Annotated in this window: 13 protein-coding genes and 4 pseudogenes; 15 read left to right on the plus strand and 2 right to left on the minus strand. The window is 32.2% G+C overall.

All coding sequences use genetic code 11. The features are described from left to right. Positions 1-224 precede the first annotated feature (224 nt). A protein-coding gene (locus tag LEP1GSC049_RS2000000227285) for an IS5 family transposase (RefSeq protein WP_162833666.1) occupies positions 225-1,021 on the minus strand; the annotation gives its coding sequence in 2 pieces (ribosomal slippage) (positions 225-676 and positions 676-1,021; 798 coding nt in all). A gap of 80 nt (positions 1,022-1,101) precedes the next feature. Between LEP1GSC049_RS2000000227285 and LEP1GSC049_RS222930 the strand changes: the two genes are divergently transcribed. From LEP1GSC049_RS222930 to LEP1GSC049_RS2000000229215, 10 genes and pseudogenes are all read left to right on the plus strand, one after another. After that, positions 1,102-3,150 carry a B12-binding domain-containing radical SAM protein gene (locus tag LEP1GSC049_RS222930; protein WP_016748629.1) on the plus strand — a complete coding sequence of 683 codons (2,049 nt, stop codon included), beginning with the start codon at positions 1,102-1,104 and terminating at the stop codon, positions 3,148-3,150. Beyond that, on the plus strand, positions 3,080-4,081 hold the full coding sequence (locus LEP1GSC049_RS15530) for an alcohol dehydrogenase catalytic domain-containing protein (protein WP_016748630.1): 1,002 nt from the start codon (positions 3,080-3,082) through the stop codon (positions 4,079-4,081). The genes LEP1GSC049_RS222930 and LEP1GSC049_RS15530 overlap by 71 nt, the downstream gene beginning before the upstream one ends. Positions 4,082-4,259: 178 nt before the next feature. Further along, positions 4,260-5,438 (plus strand): class I SAM-dependent methyltransferase, encoded by a 1,179-nt coding sequence (locus LEP1GSC049_RS222925; RefSeq protein WP_016560406.1) that lies wholly within the window; start codon positions 4,260-4,262, stop codon positions 5,436-5,438. Further along, positions 5,431-5,955 carry a WbuC family cupin fold metalloprotein gene (locus LEP1GSC049_RS222920; protein ID WP_016560441.1) on the plus strand — a complete coding sequence of 175 codons (525 nt, stop codon included), beginning with the start codon at positions 5,431-5,433 and terminating at the stop codon, positions 5,953-5,955. Before LEP1GSC049_RS222925 ends, LEP1GSC049_RS222920 begins: the two co-directional genes overlap by 8 nt. A gap of 3 nt (positions 5,956-5,958) precedes the next feature. Next, positions 5,959-7,176 (plus strand): class I SAM-dependent methyltransferase, encoded by a 1,218-nt coding sequence (locus LEP1GSC049_RS222915; protein WP_016560449.1) that lies wholly within the window; start codon positions 5,959-5,961, stop codon positions 7,174-7,176. Positions 7,177-7,210: 34 nt separating this feature from the next. Then, positions 7,211-8,299: a DegT/DnrJ/EryC1/StrS aminotransferase family protein gene (locus tag LEP1GSC049_RS222910; protein WP_016560426.1), complete on the plus strand. Its 1,089-nt coding sequence runs from the start codon at positions 7,211-7,213 to the stop codon at positions 8,297-8,299. After that, positions 8,292-9,218, plus strand: coding sequence for a formyltransferase family protein (locus LEP1GSC049_RS222905; protein WP_016560417.1), 927 nt, complete (start codon positions 8,292-8,294; stop codon positions 9,216-9,218). The genes LEP1GSC049_RS222910 and LEP1GSC049_RS222905 overlap by 8 nt, the downstream gene beginning before the upstream one ends. A 183-nt stretch (positions 9,219-9,401) precedes the next feature. Then, positions 9,402-10,173 (plus strand): IS5 family transposase gene (locus LEP1GSC049_RS2000000225475; protein ID WP_099046747.1). Its coding sequence is split into 2 segments (ribosomal slippage): positions 9,402-9,701 and positions 9,703-10,173, totalling 771 coding nucleotides; the frame shifts between segments, so codons are not numbered across the junction. A gap of 258 nt (positions 10,174-10,431) precedes the next feature. After that, positions 10,432-10,569, plus strand: a complete 138-nt coding sequence (locus LEP1GSC049_RS2000000229330) for a transposase (protein WP_465781521.1) — start codon at positions 10,432-10,434, stop codon at positions 10,567-10,569. 8 nt (positions 10,570-10,577) lie between these two features. After that, positions 10,578-10,831, plus strand: a pseudogene (locus LEP1GSC049_RS2000000229215) (IS5/IS1182 family transposase); the annotation flags it as partial. An 86-nt stretch (positions 10,832-10,917) separates the two neighbouring features. On the opposite strand, the pseudogene LEP1GSC049_RS222890 reads toward LEP1GSC049_RS2000000229215, so the two are convergent. Then, positions 10,918-11,205: pseudogene (locus LEP1GSC049_RS222890) on the minus strand (IS110 family transposase); the annotation flags it as partial. Positions 11,206-11,535: 330 nt separating this feature from the next. Between LEP1GSC049_RS222890 and LEP1GSC049_RS2000000227290 the strand changes: the two are divergent. The 5 genes and pseudogenes from LEP1GSC049_RS2000000227290 to LEP1GSC049_RS222880 all read left to right on the plus strand — a co-directional run. Further along, a pseudogene (locus LEP1GSC049_RS2000000227290) lies at positions 11,536-11,882 on the plus strand (transposase); the annotation flags it as partial. 123 nt (positions 11,883-12,005) lie between these two features. After that, positions 12,006-13,247, plus strand: coding sequence for a TIGR04372 family glycosyltransferase (locus LEP1GSC049_RS222885; RefSeq protein ID WP_016560398.1), 1,242 nt, complete (start codon positions 12,006-12,008; stop codon positions 13,245-13,247). Positions 13,248-13,442: 195 nt separating this feature from the next. Continuing rightward, positions 13,443-13,589 (plus strand): annotated as a pseudogene (locus LEP1GSC049_RS2000000229220) (formyltransferase family protein); the annotation flags it as partial. Positions 13,590-14,150: 561 nt separating this feature from the next. Continuing rightward, positions 14,151-15,263, plus strand: a complete 1,113-nt coding sequence (locus LEP1GSC049_RS15480) for an FkbM family methyltransferase (protein ID WP_244266170.1) — start codon at positions 14,151-14,153, stop codon at positions 15,261-15,263. A 7-nt stretch (positions 15,264-15,270) separates the two neighbouring features. Next, the gene (locus tag LEP1GSC049_RS222880; RefSeq protein WP_016560501.1) at positions 15,271-17,058 is read left to right on the plus strand and encodes an ABC transporter ATP-binding protein; all 1,788 of its coding nucleotides are present in this window, start codon (positions 15,271-15,273) and stop codon (positions 17,056-17,058) included. Positions 17,059-17,072: the final 14 nt, after the last annotated feature.

The raw sequence follows: 17,072 nt of genomic DNA on the forward strand, positions 1-17,072 counted from the left end.
TGTATAAGCTCATTATTATAAAGTCGTTTATCGTTTCTGATATCCTGTTTTATACCTAAATACTAATACGTTATCGTAAATATTTTTATGATAGTATTTTATCGATAAGTTTCATTCTTTTGTGGATAATTATTTTTAGTTTAGAATATAACAATGGATACCCATTTGAGAGGTTATAAAATATGCGTTCAAAAATACTGCTCTATTTAGAGCCGGTCTCAAAACTACCTATCAAAAAAGTTAAAAGCAATGATAGAGCTTGCGAGATAAAGAGATGCAAGATAATTTTCAGATTTTCTTTCCCAACGAATTAGGATAGCCCTGAATCGATTGTGCCAACTGTTAGTTCTTTCAACGACCCATCGTCTAGGTTTTCCTTTATATTTACCAATGAGAGGCTTCTCACCTTTTTTCCGAATATGAGATTGAATGTTTCTTCTTTTGATTAAAACTTCTATATCTTTGAAATCATATCCTTTATCTAAACAAAGATGTTTTGGTTTCTTTTTTCTTCTACCGGAAAAAATCAGGATTGAATTCAACGTATCTTTTACAGCGTGTTTATCATGAACATTGGCTCCACTCAATGTTATGGCCAAAGGAATTCCATTTCCATCTGTAAGAATATGCCGTTTAACCCCCAATTTGGCACGGTCTGTAGGGTTTTTCCCAGTTAAGCTCCCCCTTTGGGAGCTTTAACCATTGCCGAATCCATCGAAGCCCAGTCCCATGCTATCTGATTCTTTACATCATAATATTTTAAAATAGATTTATAAATCTTTTTGAATACTCCTGCTCGTTCCCATTCTTGAAATCTTCTGTGACAAGTTTGGCCAGATCCAAACTCATTCGGAATGGCACGCCACTGACAGCCTGTTTTCATTCGATAGATGATACCGGCCATTACTAATCGTGTTGGTACTCGATTGCGACCTCCTTTCGGATTTACCTTTTCTTTCGGGATCAATGGGGCTATTTGTTTCCAAAGTCCATCCGGTATCTCTGAATAATATTTGTCCATTTCACAAGTAAATAATTACGATTCAAAAGTACAACCAGTTTTGAGACCGGCTCTTAGTTGATTTAACACATACAGGTCCAGTGATTTCATCTGATGTTTTTCCATATGGAGTAGCAATGGTTGGAGCTTACCTAAAGGCACATCATGCTGATGAAGTTGAAATTGAGATATTTAAATTTCCAAATGATTTATCTGCTGCCCTGGAAAAACGGAGACCAGATATTATAGGTTTTTCAAATTATTCTTGGAATTTTTATCTATCATACGATTTTGCTGAGAGAATCAAAAAAAGGTTTCCGGAAATAGTAATTGTCTTTGGAGGCCCAAATTATGGATTAAGCTCGTTAGAAAAAGAAAGATTTTGGAAGGAATATAAGAAAATTGATTTCTATATTGTTGGAGAAGGAGAGGTTTCATTTACTAAACTTTTTCTTAAATTAAAAGAACATTCTTTCAATGTTTCAGCTTTGAAATCAGCCGGCGAAGTATTAGGAAGTTGTGATTATCTTTATGAGGATAAAATAATTTGTAATGAATTAACCCCTCGTGTAAAATCACTGACAGAACTTCCTTCTCCTTATCTTTTAGGATTAATGGATAAATTTTGGGATACAAGTTTGATTCCATTAATAGCAACAACTAGAGGTTGCCCATTTACCTGTGCTATGTGTTCAGAAGGGGCAAGTTATTATAATAAAGTAGTTCATAATGAACTTTTTTCTCAAGAACTTGCTTACATTGCTAATCATGTTAAAAATACAACGATATTAAATCTAAGCGATGCCAATTTTGGAATGTATAGGCAAGATATTGATAAGGCAAAGGTAATGGCTCAATTCCAGTTGAGTCATGGTTATCCGAAGAGCTTGTTAACTGCTACTGGTAAAAATCAGAAGGAAAAAGTAATTGAAGTTGCTTCTTTGCTTAATGGGGCTATGGTTGTATTTGCTTCTCTACAATCAACTGATGAAGAGGTTTTGGAAAATATCAAAAGAAGTAATATAAAAATTGAGTCTCTTAAAGGTGTTGCCGACGCAACTAAAATACAAGATTCGACTACCGTAACGGAATTGATTTTAGGGCTTCCAGGAGATACAATTGAAAAACATAAAAAAAGTTTGAAAGATACTGTTGATGCTGGGCTTGGAGTCGTCAGAATGTATCAACTAATTATGTTATTTCAGTCAGAGCTTAATACTCCTGAGAATAGGGAAAAATATAAAATGGAAACTCTTTACCGAATCATGCCACGATCATTCGGGAAATATGAATTATTTAACGAAGAGTTTATTAGTGTAGAATCGGAAGAAATTTGTATAGCTACTAAATCAATGCCTTATAAAGATCATTTGGATTGTCGTGAAATTGACTTAGTTGTTGAAATACTTCATAATGGTAGCCCATTTTTGGAGTATTGGTATATTTGTGATTGGCTAGGTTACTCTTGGTTTGATTTCTTAATGCAAATTTATGAGCAACGTAATAAATTTAGTCCAGAATTAAAAAAGTTATTTGATAGTTTCAGAGAAGACAACAAAACAGGGTACTGGAAATCATATCAAGAATTAAAAAAGCATGTTATTCTTGATTTTGATAAACTTATTAATAATTCAGATGGCACTAATGAAATGTCTAAGGCCAAGGCAAAAGCATTTTTTCTTTGTCGCGATGAGTTGCATTCTCTTATGAAAGAGCAAATGCAGATATTATTAAAGAAACGGAATGTTTGGGATCAAATATTTGAATTATTTTTGAATGAATTAGATGAATTTATCAGAATACGTAAAACGAATGTTCTCAATTATGAAGAAGTTTATAAAAAGGTTTTTAATTTTGATTTTGCTGCATTGATTAATATCAAAAAAGGAACAGATCCGAGAAAGTCTAAGTTATCTCAGCCTCTTGAATTTGAATTTTATTTTGATGAGAAACAGATAGAAATATATCAATCATATACCAGGATTTATGGTAAAGATTCAATAGATGCATTGGGTCGTCTTTTGATGCGAACTCGGATGACGGATATGTTTCGAAAGGTTAGAATCAGTGGACACGCCGATGGCAAAAAAAATGTTAAAGTTTCTGATTCCCCTGAAACCAATATGGAAACTTATTATAGTTATAGTTAACGATTTTATGCAAAGTCTTGTAATTATCGAGTCTGGTAAGCTTGAATTAAAAACTCAAAAACTAATTCCACTGAAAAATCATGAGGTACGGATTCGAGTTGCTGTATCTGCAGTATGTGGTTCTGATTTAAAAATAATCAATAAACCAATGCGACCTAAGATACAGATACCTGGACATGAATTTGCTGGTAAGATTATTGAGAGTTACAATAATAAAAGTATTGTAGGACAAAAAGTCACAGTGTTTCCAATGTTTGGATGTCTTCAGTGTGAGTTTTGCAAAAATCGTGATTATCGTGATTGTATTAGAAAAAAATCGCTGGGATATGATTTACAGGGATCTTTTGCAGAAGAGATCATTGTGGATGAACGATTTATAATTAAATTGCATGAAAAACTAAATTATGAGGAAGGTGCTTTGTTAGAACATCTTTGTTGTGGCTTTCGACTTGCTATAGAAGTTGAAAAATGGATTAATCCAGATGCTAATATTTTAATAGTGGGAGATGGTCCAATGGCGTTAGCAGATTTACGTTTTTTAATCCAGAAAGGTTATAGTCGGATTACTTTGATTGGAAAACATAAAGAGAGAATGGACTGTGCTAATAGCCTTGGTGCAAAGAGAATTTTAAAAAATGATGAATTTTTTAATCTCACTGATGAATTTAATAATTTTTTTGACATTATTATTTATACTATTAATAAAGAAGAAATTATAGAAAAACTATCATTTAGCTTTAATAAACGCAAGGTTATTATATTTCCTCAGTCAAGAATAAGTGAGGATATGATGAATACTCTGAGTCAAAAATATGGTGTTCAGTTTGGAAGAGCTTTTGCGTATCATTTTGATGATTTCTTTGCAGTCATGGAATTGATACAATCAGGTGAAATAAATGTCAGTGAGCTATTTCTGCAAGAATTAATATGATTGATGTGCCTGTCTCTCTACCTACTTTATTTGATAAATCTAAAATTAAAACATTGATATTAAATCAAAACTTTTAATTGCAATTAAATTCTTCGGAAGTTGCGATTTAAGTTTAAGCATGTTTAAATATACATTCAAAAAAATATAAAGTTATAGAAGTTTCAATGAAAGGAATATTATGAATTTATGTCGATTATGTAAAAAACCACATTTAAATACGTTAATCCATTTTGGCAAACATCCAATCGTGAATAATTTTTTGAAAGAAAAAGATGAAAGTTATTTGGAATTTCCTTTTGAACTGGTTTATTGCGAAGATTGTGGTTTTATGCAAATCATGGATCCTATTGATCCAAAGATTTTATATAAGAATTATTTTACAATTAGTAGCTGGAAAAATCAACCGCATGTTCCACGTTTGGTTGAAGTTATGGAAGCTATCTATAGTCTTGAAAAAAAAGAGAAGATATTAGAAATAGGGTGTAATGATGGTAGCTTTATCGATTTTTTGAAATTGCGAGGCTATAAAAATATTTATGGAATAGAGCCTACTCTAGATGCATCAACGATAGCTATAGATAAGGGACATAAAGTATATAATGTATTTTGGACATATCAATATGCTTTAAATTTTCTTTCTGGGAAAGAAAAGTTTGATGTTATCATTGCAAGGCAAGTCCTTGAACACATCACTGATTTGGAAGATTTCATTTCGGGGATAAATTATGTTCTTAAAGATGATGGTGCTTTAGTTGTTGAAATTCCTGATTCGGATTGGAATCTAGAATATTTGGATTACACTTTATGGGAAGAACACGTAAATTATTTTACCATAGAATCATTGATTAATCTTTTTTCTTTTTATGGATACAAATTAGTACATTATGAAGTTACTTTATTTTCAGGGAGGACGATTATTGCTTATTTCCAAAAAAGCGGAAAAATACTAAAGCAAACTAGTTTCACAAGAAAAGGTAAAGTTATTAGATATGGTAAAATGTTTAAGATATTTAAGGAAAAATTCTCTAAGTATATAAGTAAATATAAAAGAAGTGTAATGTATGGTTGTGGTGCAAGATCTGCAAATTTTGTAAATTTTATGGATATTAAAAATTATTTGTCCTATTTTATAGACGATCAAACTGAAAAGCAAAACCTTTATGTTCCAGGTTCCCGTCTTCAAATAATTAGTTCTGACAAACTCTCGGAAAAAATAGATCATGTTTTATTAGGTGTGAATACCGAAAATGAAAATCGAGTTTTAACAAAAAGACTTAATAAAGGAATCACTTATAATTCTATTCTTCCACCAAGTAGATTGTTGCCTGAATTTTGGGAAGAGATGATAAATGATTGATTTTACTCTACAAGAAAAATATAATGAGGAAGTCTATCATTCCTCGAGTTCTATTATTGATTTAAATAGAGAAGATATTAATCAGCTAATCTTGCTTGCCAATAGCGCAAAAAGAACTCGAGTGAGATTTTGCGCACATAGTAATTCTTCAGAAGCACTTCATGAAATGTTTATTGTTCATTCAAAGGATACGTATGTACGACCACATAAACATTTAAAAAAACCTGAATCAATGTTGGTTCTTGAAGGAAAAGCTCAGTATATTACTTTTTATGATGATGGACAGATTGAAAATTGTATTCAAATGGGAGCATTTCAGTCAGGTGATATTTTTTATCATTCAATAAGAGAATCCAAGTTTCATTCTTTATTGATTCAATCAAAATGGTTAGTGTTTTTGGAAATAACTAAGGGCCCCTTTTTTAAAACAGATACGCAGTATGCCCCTTGGAGTCCCGAGGAGTCGAATACGCTCGAGGTATCAAAGTTCATGAGAAAAGTGCAGGAGGAGCTATAAGAGATGGATTGTCACTATTTAAAAAAGGAATGCAGACTTTGCAAAAGCAGTCATTTAATCAAAGTGTTAGGTCTTACGCCAACAGGATTGTGTGATGCTTATGTAAAAGAAAAACGACAACAACAAACTTATCCCTTGGACTTATTTCAATGTGTAGATTGTAAATTTGTTCAAATTGAATGTGTTGTAGATCCGGAAATTATTTATCGTGATTACATTTATGTGACGACTAGCTCTTCAGGGCTTAGTTCTCATTTCGAGTCTTATGCCGATGAAGTAAGTCGAGATATAGGTTTAAAGAAAAATAGTTTTGTTATTGATATTGGGAGTAATGATGGAACTCTACTAAACTACTTTAAAATGAAAAATTGCCGTGTGTTAGGTATTGAACCATCTAATAAAACAGCGCAAGAAGCAACTGATAAGGGAATAAAAACTTTACCAGAATTTTTTACACCTGATCTTGCAGTATCTATAAAAAATAATTATGGGGAAGCTGATCTAATCACAATAAATAATCTATATGCAAATGTTGATGATTTGTATTTGTTTACGGAAGGGTTAATTTCTATGCTGGCTCTAGATGGAGTGCTTGTAATTGAGTCATCGTATCTCGTAGATATGGTGGAAAATATGGTTTTTGATTTTATTTATCATGAACATTTGTCATATTTTTCAATACTCCCCCTTGTAAAGTTTTTCTCAAAATTTAATATGAAGTTGATTCGCATTACTCATGTCCCAACAAAAGGTGGCTCTCTGCGATATTTCTGGGCACGAGAGAATTCAAGTTTTTCTATTGATGAAAGTGTAGCTATATTTACTGAAAAGGAAAAAAAGAAAAAAATAGATCGATTATTTTTTGAAGAATGGGAGAATCGAATTAATATAATTAAGATTCGATTACTGGAGACACTCAATAAATATAAAGATAAGACCATTACCGGATATGGTGCTTCTGCTACATCCACTACGCTTATTTATCATTTTGGCTTAGATAAATATTTAACTTACCTTATAGATGATAATCCAGGTAAAATTGGAACGTTTAGTCCGGGATTAAATATTCCTGTTGAAAGTTCCGAAAAATTAAAATTCGAATCTAACGATGTTGTATTAGTGCTGGCTTGGCGATATTTTGAACTAATAAAAATGAAATTAAAAGGAAAGAAAGTTAGATTGATATGTCCTTTGCCCGAAATTAAAGAGGTTATTTCTTAATTCACCATTTGTTTGAGGGATTAATTAATTACCTATGCTTGACTATAAAATTAACTGGTGGCGTACTTCGTTTGAAAAAGCAGAGATAGACAGGGTCGTAAATTCATTTAAAAATCAAAATATAAGTCAGGGGTCCGTTACTGCTCAATTTGAAAGGGATCTGTCTGAATACCTAGGAGTTGAATATGTGATTGCGACGTCAAGCGGAAGTACGGCAATTTTGTTAGCTCTATTAGCCGTTGGAATAAAGCCAGGTGATGAGGTAATTGTGCCTAATCGTACCTGGATTGCAACTGCTCATGCACCTTATTTACTTGGAGCAAAAGTTGTGCTTATTGATGTGGAGAGTGATAGGCCAATAATAGATGTAACAAAAGTAGAAGAAAGAATTACTCCTAGAACAAAAGCTATTATACCTGTTCATTTAAATGGTCGTTCTGCAGATATGAAAAAACTACAAGTGATTTGTAAAAAAAATAATATATGTTTAATTGAAGATGCGGCTCAAGCAATCGGATCTAAAAATAATAGGGGATTTCTTGGTACACAATCGGATATAGGATGCTTTTCTCTTTCTATTGCGAAAACGATTACTACTGGGCAAGGTGGTTTTGCAGTTACAAATAATTCGGATCTTGCTTTTAAACTTCGAGCTATTAGAACGCATGGAGTAGAGAATGTTAAAGATCCTAAAACATGGGCTATGCCAGGGTTTAATTTTAGATTTACTGACATACTTGCTTCTATTGGAATTGAGCAGCTTAAAATATTACCAGAACGTATAGAATATCTTAAGGAGATATACCAAGTTTATTTAGAAGGTTTAAAAGGTCTTCCAATCAACTGCATTCCTGTCAAAATTGAGGCTGGAGAAGTTCCAGTATATATTGAATATCTTGCAAATGATAGGGAAGATTTCATTCAAAATCTCTCTAAAGCCGAAATTGATTCGAGACCATTCTATCCTGATTTGGATAAAGCTTCTTATTTTCCACAGGGAAATAGAGATTTTCCAAATTCTAGGAAATATGGTCTTAAGGGAATTTACTTACCTAGTGGCCCATCCCAGAAAATTGATAATATAAAATTTGTTATTGAACAAATTAAAAAGATTTATGGATGAAAGATATATTGTTATTGGAGCTTCACAAGCTACTAGTGAATGTATTAAGGCACTTTTGGATTCTAGAAAAAGTATAGTAGGAGTATTTTCACTTCCTAAGGAAAAATTACCTAACAACTCTATAGATTTAAGTTATTGTCAGAAGGAATATGGTATTCCTTATTTTGAAGTTGAAGACTTAAATGCTACCTCATCTGAAGAAATCATTACTAAGTTAAATCCGGATTATATAATTTCTACTTGGCCAAAAATTATTTCTAAAAAAATTATTTCAATTCCAAAAAAATTGATTGGGACACATCCTACTCCTTTACCTTTCAATAAAGGACGTCATCCTTTGCACTGGATGATTGTTTTAAGTATTCCTAATTCGGTTGTTACTTTTTTTGAAATGAATGAGGGGGTCGATTCTGGAAAAATTTTACTCCAGATTCCATTTCAAATTGGATTAGAACGAATTCATGATCTTGTAATTAGAATGAATAAAGCTATTTATGATGGTGTAGTAAAATTAGCGAAAATATTGGAAACAAATCCTGATTTTCCAGGTTCTTTACAAAATCACAATGAAGGGAATTACTGGAGGACAAGAACGGAGGATGATATTATCTTAGATCCAAGAATGACTGCTTCTATGATAAAAAGAATTGTTCGTTCATTTTCTTCGCCGTACCCTAATGCAAATTTATACTGTAAACAAAACCTATGTATAAAAATTGAACACGCTGAAGAGATCGATGAAACTGAACTTCCTCCGAATTGGCAAAATTTAGAACATGGGCAAATTCTTAATGTAACCAACACTTTTTTAGATTTAAAAGTAGATGGTTCTGTAGTTCGGTTATTTTATATGAATCAGACTGAAGAAGTGTTAAAAGATGTCAAAAGAATACATCCTCCGACTTATTATTTGCGTTAATGAGAGATTTATAAATTTCTAATAAGTGTTTTTATTAATCTTTATACACTCTGTTGATTTATGGATTTTTGAAAGGTTTTTCACGATTGAAATCTGTAGTAGAAGCCATCTCAAAAACCGGCATTTGATAATTACTATTAATTTTTAATTGTACTTGAGGAGAAAATAAAATCCTTTGAAAGAATGAATTTGACCGACGAGCAATGTAATATATTAGAACCTCTCTTTATCGAACCTGCCCCACGTAAAGACGGTAAAGGTCGTCTTCGTTGTGATACTCGTTTAATTTTAAACGGCATTCTTTGGATATTACGAAGAGGGGCTCAATGGAATGATCTACCGGAACGTTATCCGTCCTATCAAACCTGTCATCGTCGTTTTCAAGAATGGAACCGAAATGGAACGATGCGAAATATCCTCCGTAGTTTGGCTCAGGATCTTAAAGAACGCGGAGAAATAGATATAGAAGAATCATTCATAGACGGGGACATTCGTTCCTGCAAAAAAAGGGGGCCAAAAGTTGGCAAAACAAAGCGTGGGAAGGATACAAAAGATCATGGCAATCGGAGACAGCCACGGTCTTCCTATCGCCTTTTGCACGGAAAATGCTTCGCCCCATGAAGTCACGTTGGTGGAACAGACGCTTGAGAATCTTTTTATAGATGAAAATCCGAAACGAATGATCGGTGATAAAGCCTATGATAGCGATCGTTTGGATGAAAACATTTTGAATAATTACGGAATAAAGGTTATTGCTCCGCATAGAAAGGGTAGAAAACAAACAACACACGATCGTCGTGAATTAAGACGTTACAAACGAAGATGGAAAATCGAGCGCCTTTTTGCATGGCTCCAAAACTTCAGAAGACTTGTTGTTCGCTATGAATATTATGATTTTAATTTCGACGGTTTTATCGCTCTTGGATGCGCGATTTTACTCCTAAGGTTTTTTTGAGATGGCTTCTAGTTTTGGGTTTAAGATTTTACGGTAAATTCTAAATAATAAAGTTACATTTAAATTCTTATTGTGTTAAGTGTAAAAAACTCTTCTAAAATAGTTGTTCCTGAAAAAAGTTTAAATAGCGAATAACGCGAATAAAATGCTATATGCAAGGAGAAAAACTTAAAAACAAAATCACCAGAAAGAATGAAAAAGATTTCAAAAACGCAGTGAAAATGAAATCAGAAGAAAGCTCAAAACAACAGAATTAAAGTGAATTATTTCGTAATAGATCAGATCTTCAATCATAGACATCCGTTGTATCAAATATCGAAGAAGATAGACTGGGAAAAATTTGAGAAAGAATTCGAAAAGTATTACGCCGATAAAAGCAGTCGACCTGAATTATGAATCTTGCAGAAAATCCTAATAGGCGACTTAAATCCCTCTTAGAAATCTCTGAACGAATCTTAACACAAAGTAAAAATAGCAAAAATAAAATCTATAGTATTCATGCTCCGGAAGTGAAATGTATTTCTAAAGGTAAATCTCATTGGATTGTTGGAGTTCAAGCCTTGCATGACAACCCGTATGACGGTCATACTTTGAAGACGCCATCAATCAGATGAAAAAGATTGTTGGTCTTCGTCCTAAGGAGGTTTATGTAGACGTCTCAAAATTTCGAAGACTCGGTTTGAATTTAAGTAAGGGTTCCCATAAAAATGTCCTTTTTTAACAGATCTAAACGTTTTTCGAAGGATCTTTATCGTTTGGAATCGGAACGACCGGCAATTCTTCTATTGGAAAACGTTGTATGAGTCTCGCAATCTTGAGAGAGTCTTCTTTATCTGTTCTTTTTAAAGATTGAGAACCTGCTTCTAAGCTTACTACATCATTTGGATTGAGCCAGTTTATCAATTTAGAAATTCCAATTTCTGTTGTTGAAAATTGTTGTCTTTGATGAAGAGAGTTGTTTCCGATTCGTATGACTTCTAAAGTTTTTTTTCCACAGTCGATTCCTACGTATTTGATTTCTTGACTTTCCATTTCTTTCTCCTAAAGTTTTAAGTGGAGTTCTTAACAAGCCCGAGTTGTGATACCCAAACTCCTATTGAGCATCTTCATAAAGAGCGAAGATGCTGAGTTTCCTTAGCGGTCGGCTTTGTTTAAGCCGCCACACTTTGGTTTGCGGTGACCGATTTTGATTCATCTATGGATCGGGGTCTAAGCCCTGCAGAGCGACCCATAGGAAGCCGATGCATTAGTTCAGAGAGCGATCAATCTGCCACCGGCCTTCTTTGACTCCGTCGATTCAAGAATATCACATTCGGAACTGTCTTACGTTCAAGAAACATACTAATCTATTGGCGCTCGACGGGTTACAAAGGAAAAGATCATCATCCGAAAGATGTTCAAGTTTATCCTTCCAATAAAAGCAGAAAGAAAATGACTCGTTGGGAAAGGATGTGGATGAATAGAAGATCTGCCATTGAACCGGTTATTTCTCATCTGAAACACGATCACAATATAATTCGAAATTTTCTCAAAGGTAAAGAAGGAGATCGTATCGATGCGATCTTATCCGCTGCTGGGTTTAATTTCTTTAAGCTCATTCAAGCTTTTTTTGTTATTTCGAAAATCTTATCTCTTCATTGTTTTTATTTTCAATTTGAATCTTGTTTCTTTTCGTCAAAAATCTCAATTTTTCAGGGACGACTGTATAAAACGTAGAAAGAATTTAATTGAAACATTTCGTAATTATCTTGCAAAACATTTGTACATACTCGTTTTCATATAAAAAATGACGGTAAAGCTCTATAATATTTCCTTAAAGTGAAAATATTTGTATGTTTGATATTAAAAGATTTATCCAAGTGTATTTTAAAGTAATAACAAAGAGTAGAATTAAGCGTTTGTTTGAAATATTATTTAATCCTTTTTATGTTATAGCGATTTTAACTATAATTTTAATAAGGATTATACGACCAATTATTACGGTTCGTTTCGGAACTTTGCATTCGGAAATATTTGGCGTGTTTGCAATTGCGCCGGAACTAATGATGGCATATAAAGAAGCGAGAATAAATCAACCAACATTCAAAACGTTTGATATTTGGTATTTGGGTGAATATATTACAAATAAGCAATTGGCTAAAATGTGGAAAAGAGTTTATTCAGTTTGGCCATATTGGATAGTGCGTCCTTTGTTGTTTGCGAATAAATGTATTCCTGGAGGTAGATATCATTTAATCCCGAAAAACAATGGACGCGATTTATATAACTTTATTGATCGCTATTCTGTACATATAAACTTTACTAGAGAGGAAGAGATATTTGGTGAAACTGAGTTGAGAAAAATGGGTTTACCTGAAGGTGCAAAATTTGTTACAATTTTAGCTAGGGATAACCTTTATACAAAGGAAAAAGATTCTAATCATGATTGGTCTTATCACAATTATCGAAATACTAATATCAATGCTTATGAAAAAGCAGTTAAGTTTTTAGTCGACTCGGGATATTATGTATTTCGAATGGGTTCGAAAGTAAAAGATAAATTTTGTTTTGAACATAAAAATGTTTTTGATTATGCAATAAACGGAATGCGAAGTGATTTTATGGATATTTATCTTGGTGCAAGATGTGAGTTCTGTTTAACTATGGGCTCGGGATGGGATTCTATACCTTTTATTTTTAGAAAGCCTATAGTATATGTGAATTTTGTGCCGATTGGATATATATACTCCTATTCTGAGCGTTATATCACTATTTCAAAAAAATATTTTTCAATTAATGAAAATAGAGAATTAACTTTAAAGGAAATCGTGTCAAGGAATGCGCATATTTTTTTTGATTCTTGTCAATATATTAATAATGAAATAAGGTTAATTGAAAATACATCTGAAGAAATTTATGATGCTGTTGTAGAAATGTTTGAGCGTTTAAAAGGAAGTTGGCAGGTTCAGCCTGAAGATGATGAATTACAGAAAAAATTTTGGACAATAATTCCTAAAGATAGCAAAATTCATGGAGAAATAAGAGGTCGATATGGGGCAGTTTATTTACGTAAAAACAAATGGTGGTTGAATTAATTTTTTTTACAATATAGTTATTGAAAAATTCTTATATTTATTTCTATGAATATAGGAGGTATAGTGACAATATTCACCTATCAGTTTTTACTAAAAAAATTAACTAATTTTCAAAAATTGCTTCTTGTCTTAGTATCCCTGGTTCCAGTGGAACTAACTTCTATATTGCTTGAATTTAATTGTTAAGTTATTTTTAAATATTGGCAAGTTCTTAATGTAATCAACGTTTTTTAGATTTAAAAGTAGATGGTTCTGTAGTTCGGTTATTTTATATGAATCAGGCTGAAGAAATGTTAAAAGATGTCAAAAAGAATACATTCTCCGACTTATTATTTGTGTTAATGAGATTTATAAATTTCTAATAAGTGTTTTTTATTAATCTTTATACACTCTGGTGATTTATGGATTTTTGAAAGGTTTCCACGATTGAAATCTGTAGTAGTTTTGGCGCTTAAGATTTTACGGTAAATTCTAAATAATAAAGTTACATTTAAATTCTTATTGTGTTAAGTGCAAAAAATTCTGGGTGGATAAATTCTTTAATGGAAATGATTTAGATAAGTGCTACTTTATTTTGCCAAGTTTTAGTACTTTTAAAATAAAAAAATATTTTTGAATTCGAATTCGAAAATTATATTGTTATATTTCTACTAAAAGCCTATCTCAAAATGATTGGAATCGGCGTTTTAAGCAAAGACAAAATATTTTTGAGATAACTTCTAGTATTCGCAACTATCTTCATTAAAATACTTTGTTAATAAGCTTTGTAAAGAATATTAGAGTTGTTGAAAAATGAATTCTCTATCCGTTTCTGCTGTATTAAAATGGGCGTTTGAAACGGTTTTGTTAATTTGAATTATGGAATTTTTCAACAACTCTATTAGTTTTCTGGAGGGATTTGTAATGGATAATTATGTAGTGAATTATCATCATATTGGAGGAAGAGGAGGGAAGTTTCCAATAAATATTCCTGAATGTTTACGTGATGGTGTACACTTGACAATGTATGATGCAGATAATAGCTGTATAGAAGAAGCAATAAATAGTGATTTTGTAAAAGGGTTTGATAAAGTTGAAGTCTTGCCATTTTGTATTTCAGATATCGATGGAACAGAAGAATTTATAATTACTAAACAACCACATGCATCTTCTCTTCTTAGAGCAAATAAAGAACTTTATAAATTCGTTAGAAATAGTCCGAAGTTTGGGGCAATGCGATTAAAAGAAATTTTAGAACCTAGAAAGAGATTTAAAATTGAATCGATGAAATTGTCTTCTGCCATTAAAAAAATGGATATTCCGTATCCTGAATTTATTTCTCTTGATACTCAAGGTACTGAATATGATATTATAAAATTCTCTAGTAATATTTTCCAAAATGCTATTTTTGTAAATACTGAAATATCATTTATGGAAATGTATAAAAGTCAGAAAAATTTTCCTGAACTACATAATTTGTTGATAAGTTTGGGGTTTGTACTTGTGGATCTAAAAATTTATGATCCACACCATTCTTGTCTAACCCCTATTGACTTTGAGGCTAAAGGCTTTTTGTTGGATGGCGAAGCTTTTTATCTTAAAAAACCCGAAATTTCAAAGTGGTCATTTGTTAGGCTGATCAAATATTGTTTTGCTGCTCTAATTTCAGAGCAGACTCATCTATGCATTCAGATATTTGAACAATTAAATAAGAAATATTCGACAGAGTTTAAAGATCTATCTGAAAGATTTGAATACATAAAATTGATTAAAGAACTTTGTGCTGAATATTTAGGTTCCTATAAGGCATATCTACCTTTATTTCATGAAAGTAATATTTATAAGAGTTACAGTCAACTCGGATCTGTTAAAGATTTAAGCAATAAAAGAAAATCTTTGAAAATAAACGGAAGGGCAATGAATAAGAATCGATATTCAAAAATTCTGACTAAATATGGGTTAAACACTTTTGCAGAAAACATTACGAATCATAAAAAATTAAATATACGTAACCTTGAAAAGATTTATAAGCAATAAATCTACGATGAATTATTCACAATCTTTGTTTTACTTAATATTTCGTATTTGGAATTATTTGTCTAGTCGAAGACATAAACAATTTGGAATACTGCTGGTCTTATTAGTTATTTCATCATTATCTGAAATGGTAAGTATAGGTGCAGTAATTCCATTTTTAGGCGTATTGACGACTCCTGAGAAAGTATTTGATATGCCATATATTCAGCCAATAAAAGAGTATTTGAGAATTTTCAATCCCCAAGAATTAATTCTACCTTTAACCTTAGGTTTTATCATTATTGCAATTTTTACAGGTTTAATTAGACTCCTCGTTTTATGGATGGGTAACCGTTTAAGTTTTGCTTCTGGGGCTGATCTAAGTCTTGATATTTATCGTAAAACATTGTACCAACCTTATCGAATTCATGTAATGCGAAATAGTAGTGAGATCATGGGTGGGATTTTAGAGAAGGCGAGTGGTTTAGTGCCAGCTTTAATTCTTCCGATAATTAATACTTTGGGGGGGATATTGATTATTGGTACGATTTTGATTGCTCTTATTTTATTTAATCCAGCTATTTCAATTTCAGTCTTTATTGGATTTGGAGTGATTTATGGGATCATTGGATATGTAACTAGAAAGAGATTGTCAATCATAGGTAAAATCAAGTCCGAAGAATACACCCGAGTAATTAAAATACTGCAAGAAGGACTTGGTGGGGTTAGAGATATTTTACTTGATGGAAATCAAGCAGTTTATTGCAAAATATTTGAAGAATCAGATCAGAAATTCAGACGTGCTAGTGCAGAAAGTGCATTTATTGGTGGATCACCTCGATTTTTAATAGAGTCTTTTGGAATGATTTTGCTAGCTATTTTTGCATATCTCCTTTCTCGTAGTGATTCTGGATTGGTGACAGTTTTACCTTTATTGGGTGCAATTGCGTTAGGAGCTCAGAGAATTTTACCTATTTTACAGCAAGTGTACCAATCTTGGGTAACTATTAAAGGTAATGAAAAAGCATTTTGGGATGTTTTGGAATTATTAGATCAAAACATCCCTGAATATATAGATCTTAATATTAAACCTCTAAAGTTCAGTGATTGTGTTCGTATCGAAGATCTTGCTTTTCGATACCATCCTGATCAATCTTGGGTAATCAAAGATCTAAGTTTTAATATTTATAATGGGGATCGAATCGGATTTATAGGAGTTACAGGTAGTGGGAAAAGTACTTTACTAGATATCGTTATGGCTCTATTAGAACCTTCTAAAGGGAAACTCGTTGTAGATAACCAAATTATAGATTCTAATACTATGAAGAGGGCATGGCAAGCAAACATTGCGCATGTGCCTCAAAGCATTTATTTGTCAGATTCTACAATAGCTGAAAACATAGCTTTCGGAATCAGTTTAGATCAGATTGATTTTGATAGGGTGCGCATGGCAGCTAAACAAGCGCAGATTGATTCACATATTATGAGTTTAAAAGATGGTTACAATACCTTTGTTGGGGAAAGGGGAATTCGTTTGTCAGGAGGACAAAGGCAAAGGATTGGTATAGCCAGAGCTTTGTATAAAGAGGCTTCAGTGATTATTTTTGATGAGGCTACAAGTGCACTTGATAACGAGACCGAAAAAGCAGTAATAGAGGCAATCGAAGGTTTGGGAAAGCATCTAACTGTTCTATTGGTTGCACATAGAGTAACAACTTTACGAAATTGTAATAAGATAATTGAACTAAAATCTGGAAAAATTTTTAGAACAGGGACTTATAATGAATTGTTTCCAGATTTGGTTGACAAAACATAAAATGATAGAATTAA

This window comes from Leptospira kirschneri serovar Cynopteri str. 3522 CT (assembly GCF_000243695.2).
Lineage (GTDB): Bacteria > Spirochaetota > Leptospiria > Leptospirales > Leptospiraceae > Leptospira > Leptospira kirschneri.

What these genes read in the sequence shown, in the direction of transcription:
- LEP1GSC049_RS222925 (WP_016560406.1), top strand. Translation starts at nt 4,260, where the DNA reads ATGAATTTATGTCGATTATGTAAAAAACCACATTTAAATACGTTAATC.
- LEP1GSC049_RS15480 (WP_244266170.1), top strand. Translation starts at nt 14,151, where the DNA reads ATGGATAATTATGTAGTGAATTATCATCATATTGGAGGAAGAGGAGGG.
- LEP1GSC049_RS222885 (WP_016560398.1), top strand. Translation starts at nt 12,006, where the DNA reads ATGTTTGATATTAAAAGATTTATCCAAGTGTATTTTAAAGTAATAACA.
- LEP1GSC049_RS222915 (WP_016560449.1), top strand. Translation starts at nt 5,959, where the DNA reads ATGGATTGTCACTATTTAAAAAAGGAATGCAGACTTTGCAAAAGCAGT.
- LEP1GSC049_RS222910 (WP_016560426.1), top strand. Translation starts at nt 7,211, where the DNA reads ATGCTTGACTATAAAATTAACTGGTGGCGTACTTCGTTTGAAAAAGCA.
- LEP1GSC049_RS222880 (WP_016560501.1), top strand. Translation starts at nt 15,271, where the DNA reads ATGAATTATTCACAATCTTTGTTTTACTTAATATTTCGTATTTGGAAT.
- LEP1GSC049_RS222905 (WP_016560417.1), top strand. Translation starts at nt 8,292, where the DNA reads ATGGATGAAAGATATATTGTTATTGGAGCTTCACAAGCTACTAGTGAA.
- LEP1GSC049_RS222920 (WP_016560441.1), top strand. Translation starts at nt 5,431, where the DNA reads ATGATTGATTTTACTCTACAAGAAAAATATAATGAGGAAGTCTATCAT.
- LEP1GSC049_RS15530 (WP_016748630.1), top strand. Translation starts at nt 3,080, where the DNA reads ATGGCAAAAAAAATGTTAAAGTTTCTGATTCCCCTGAAACCAATATGG.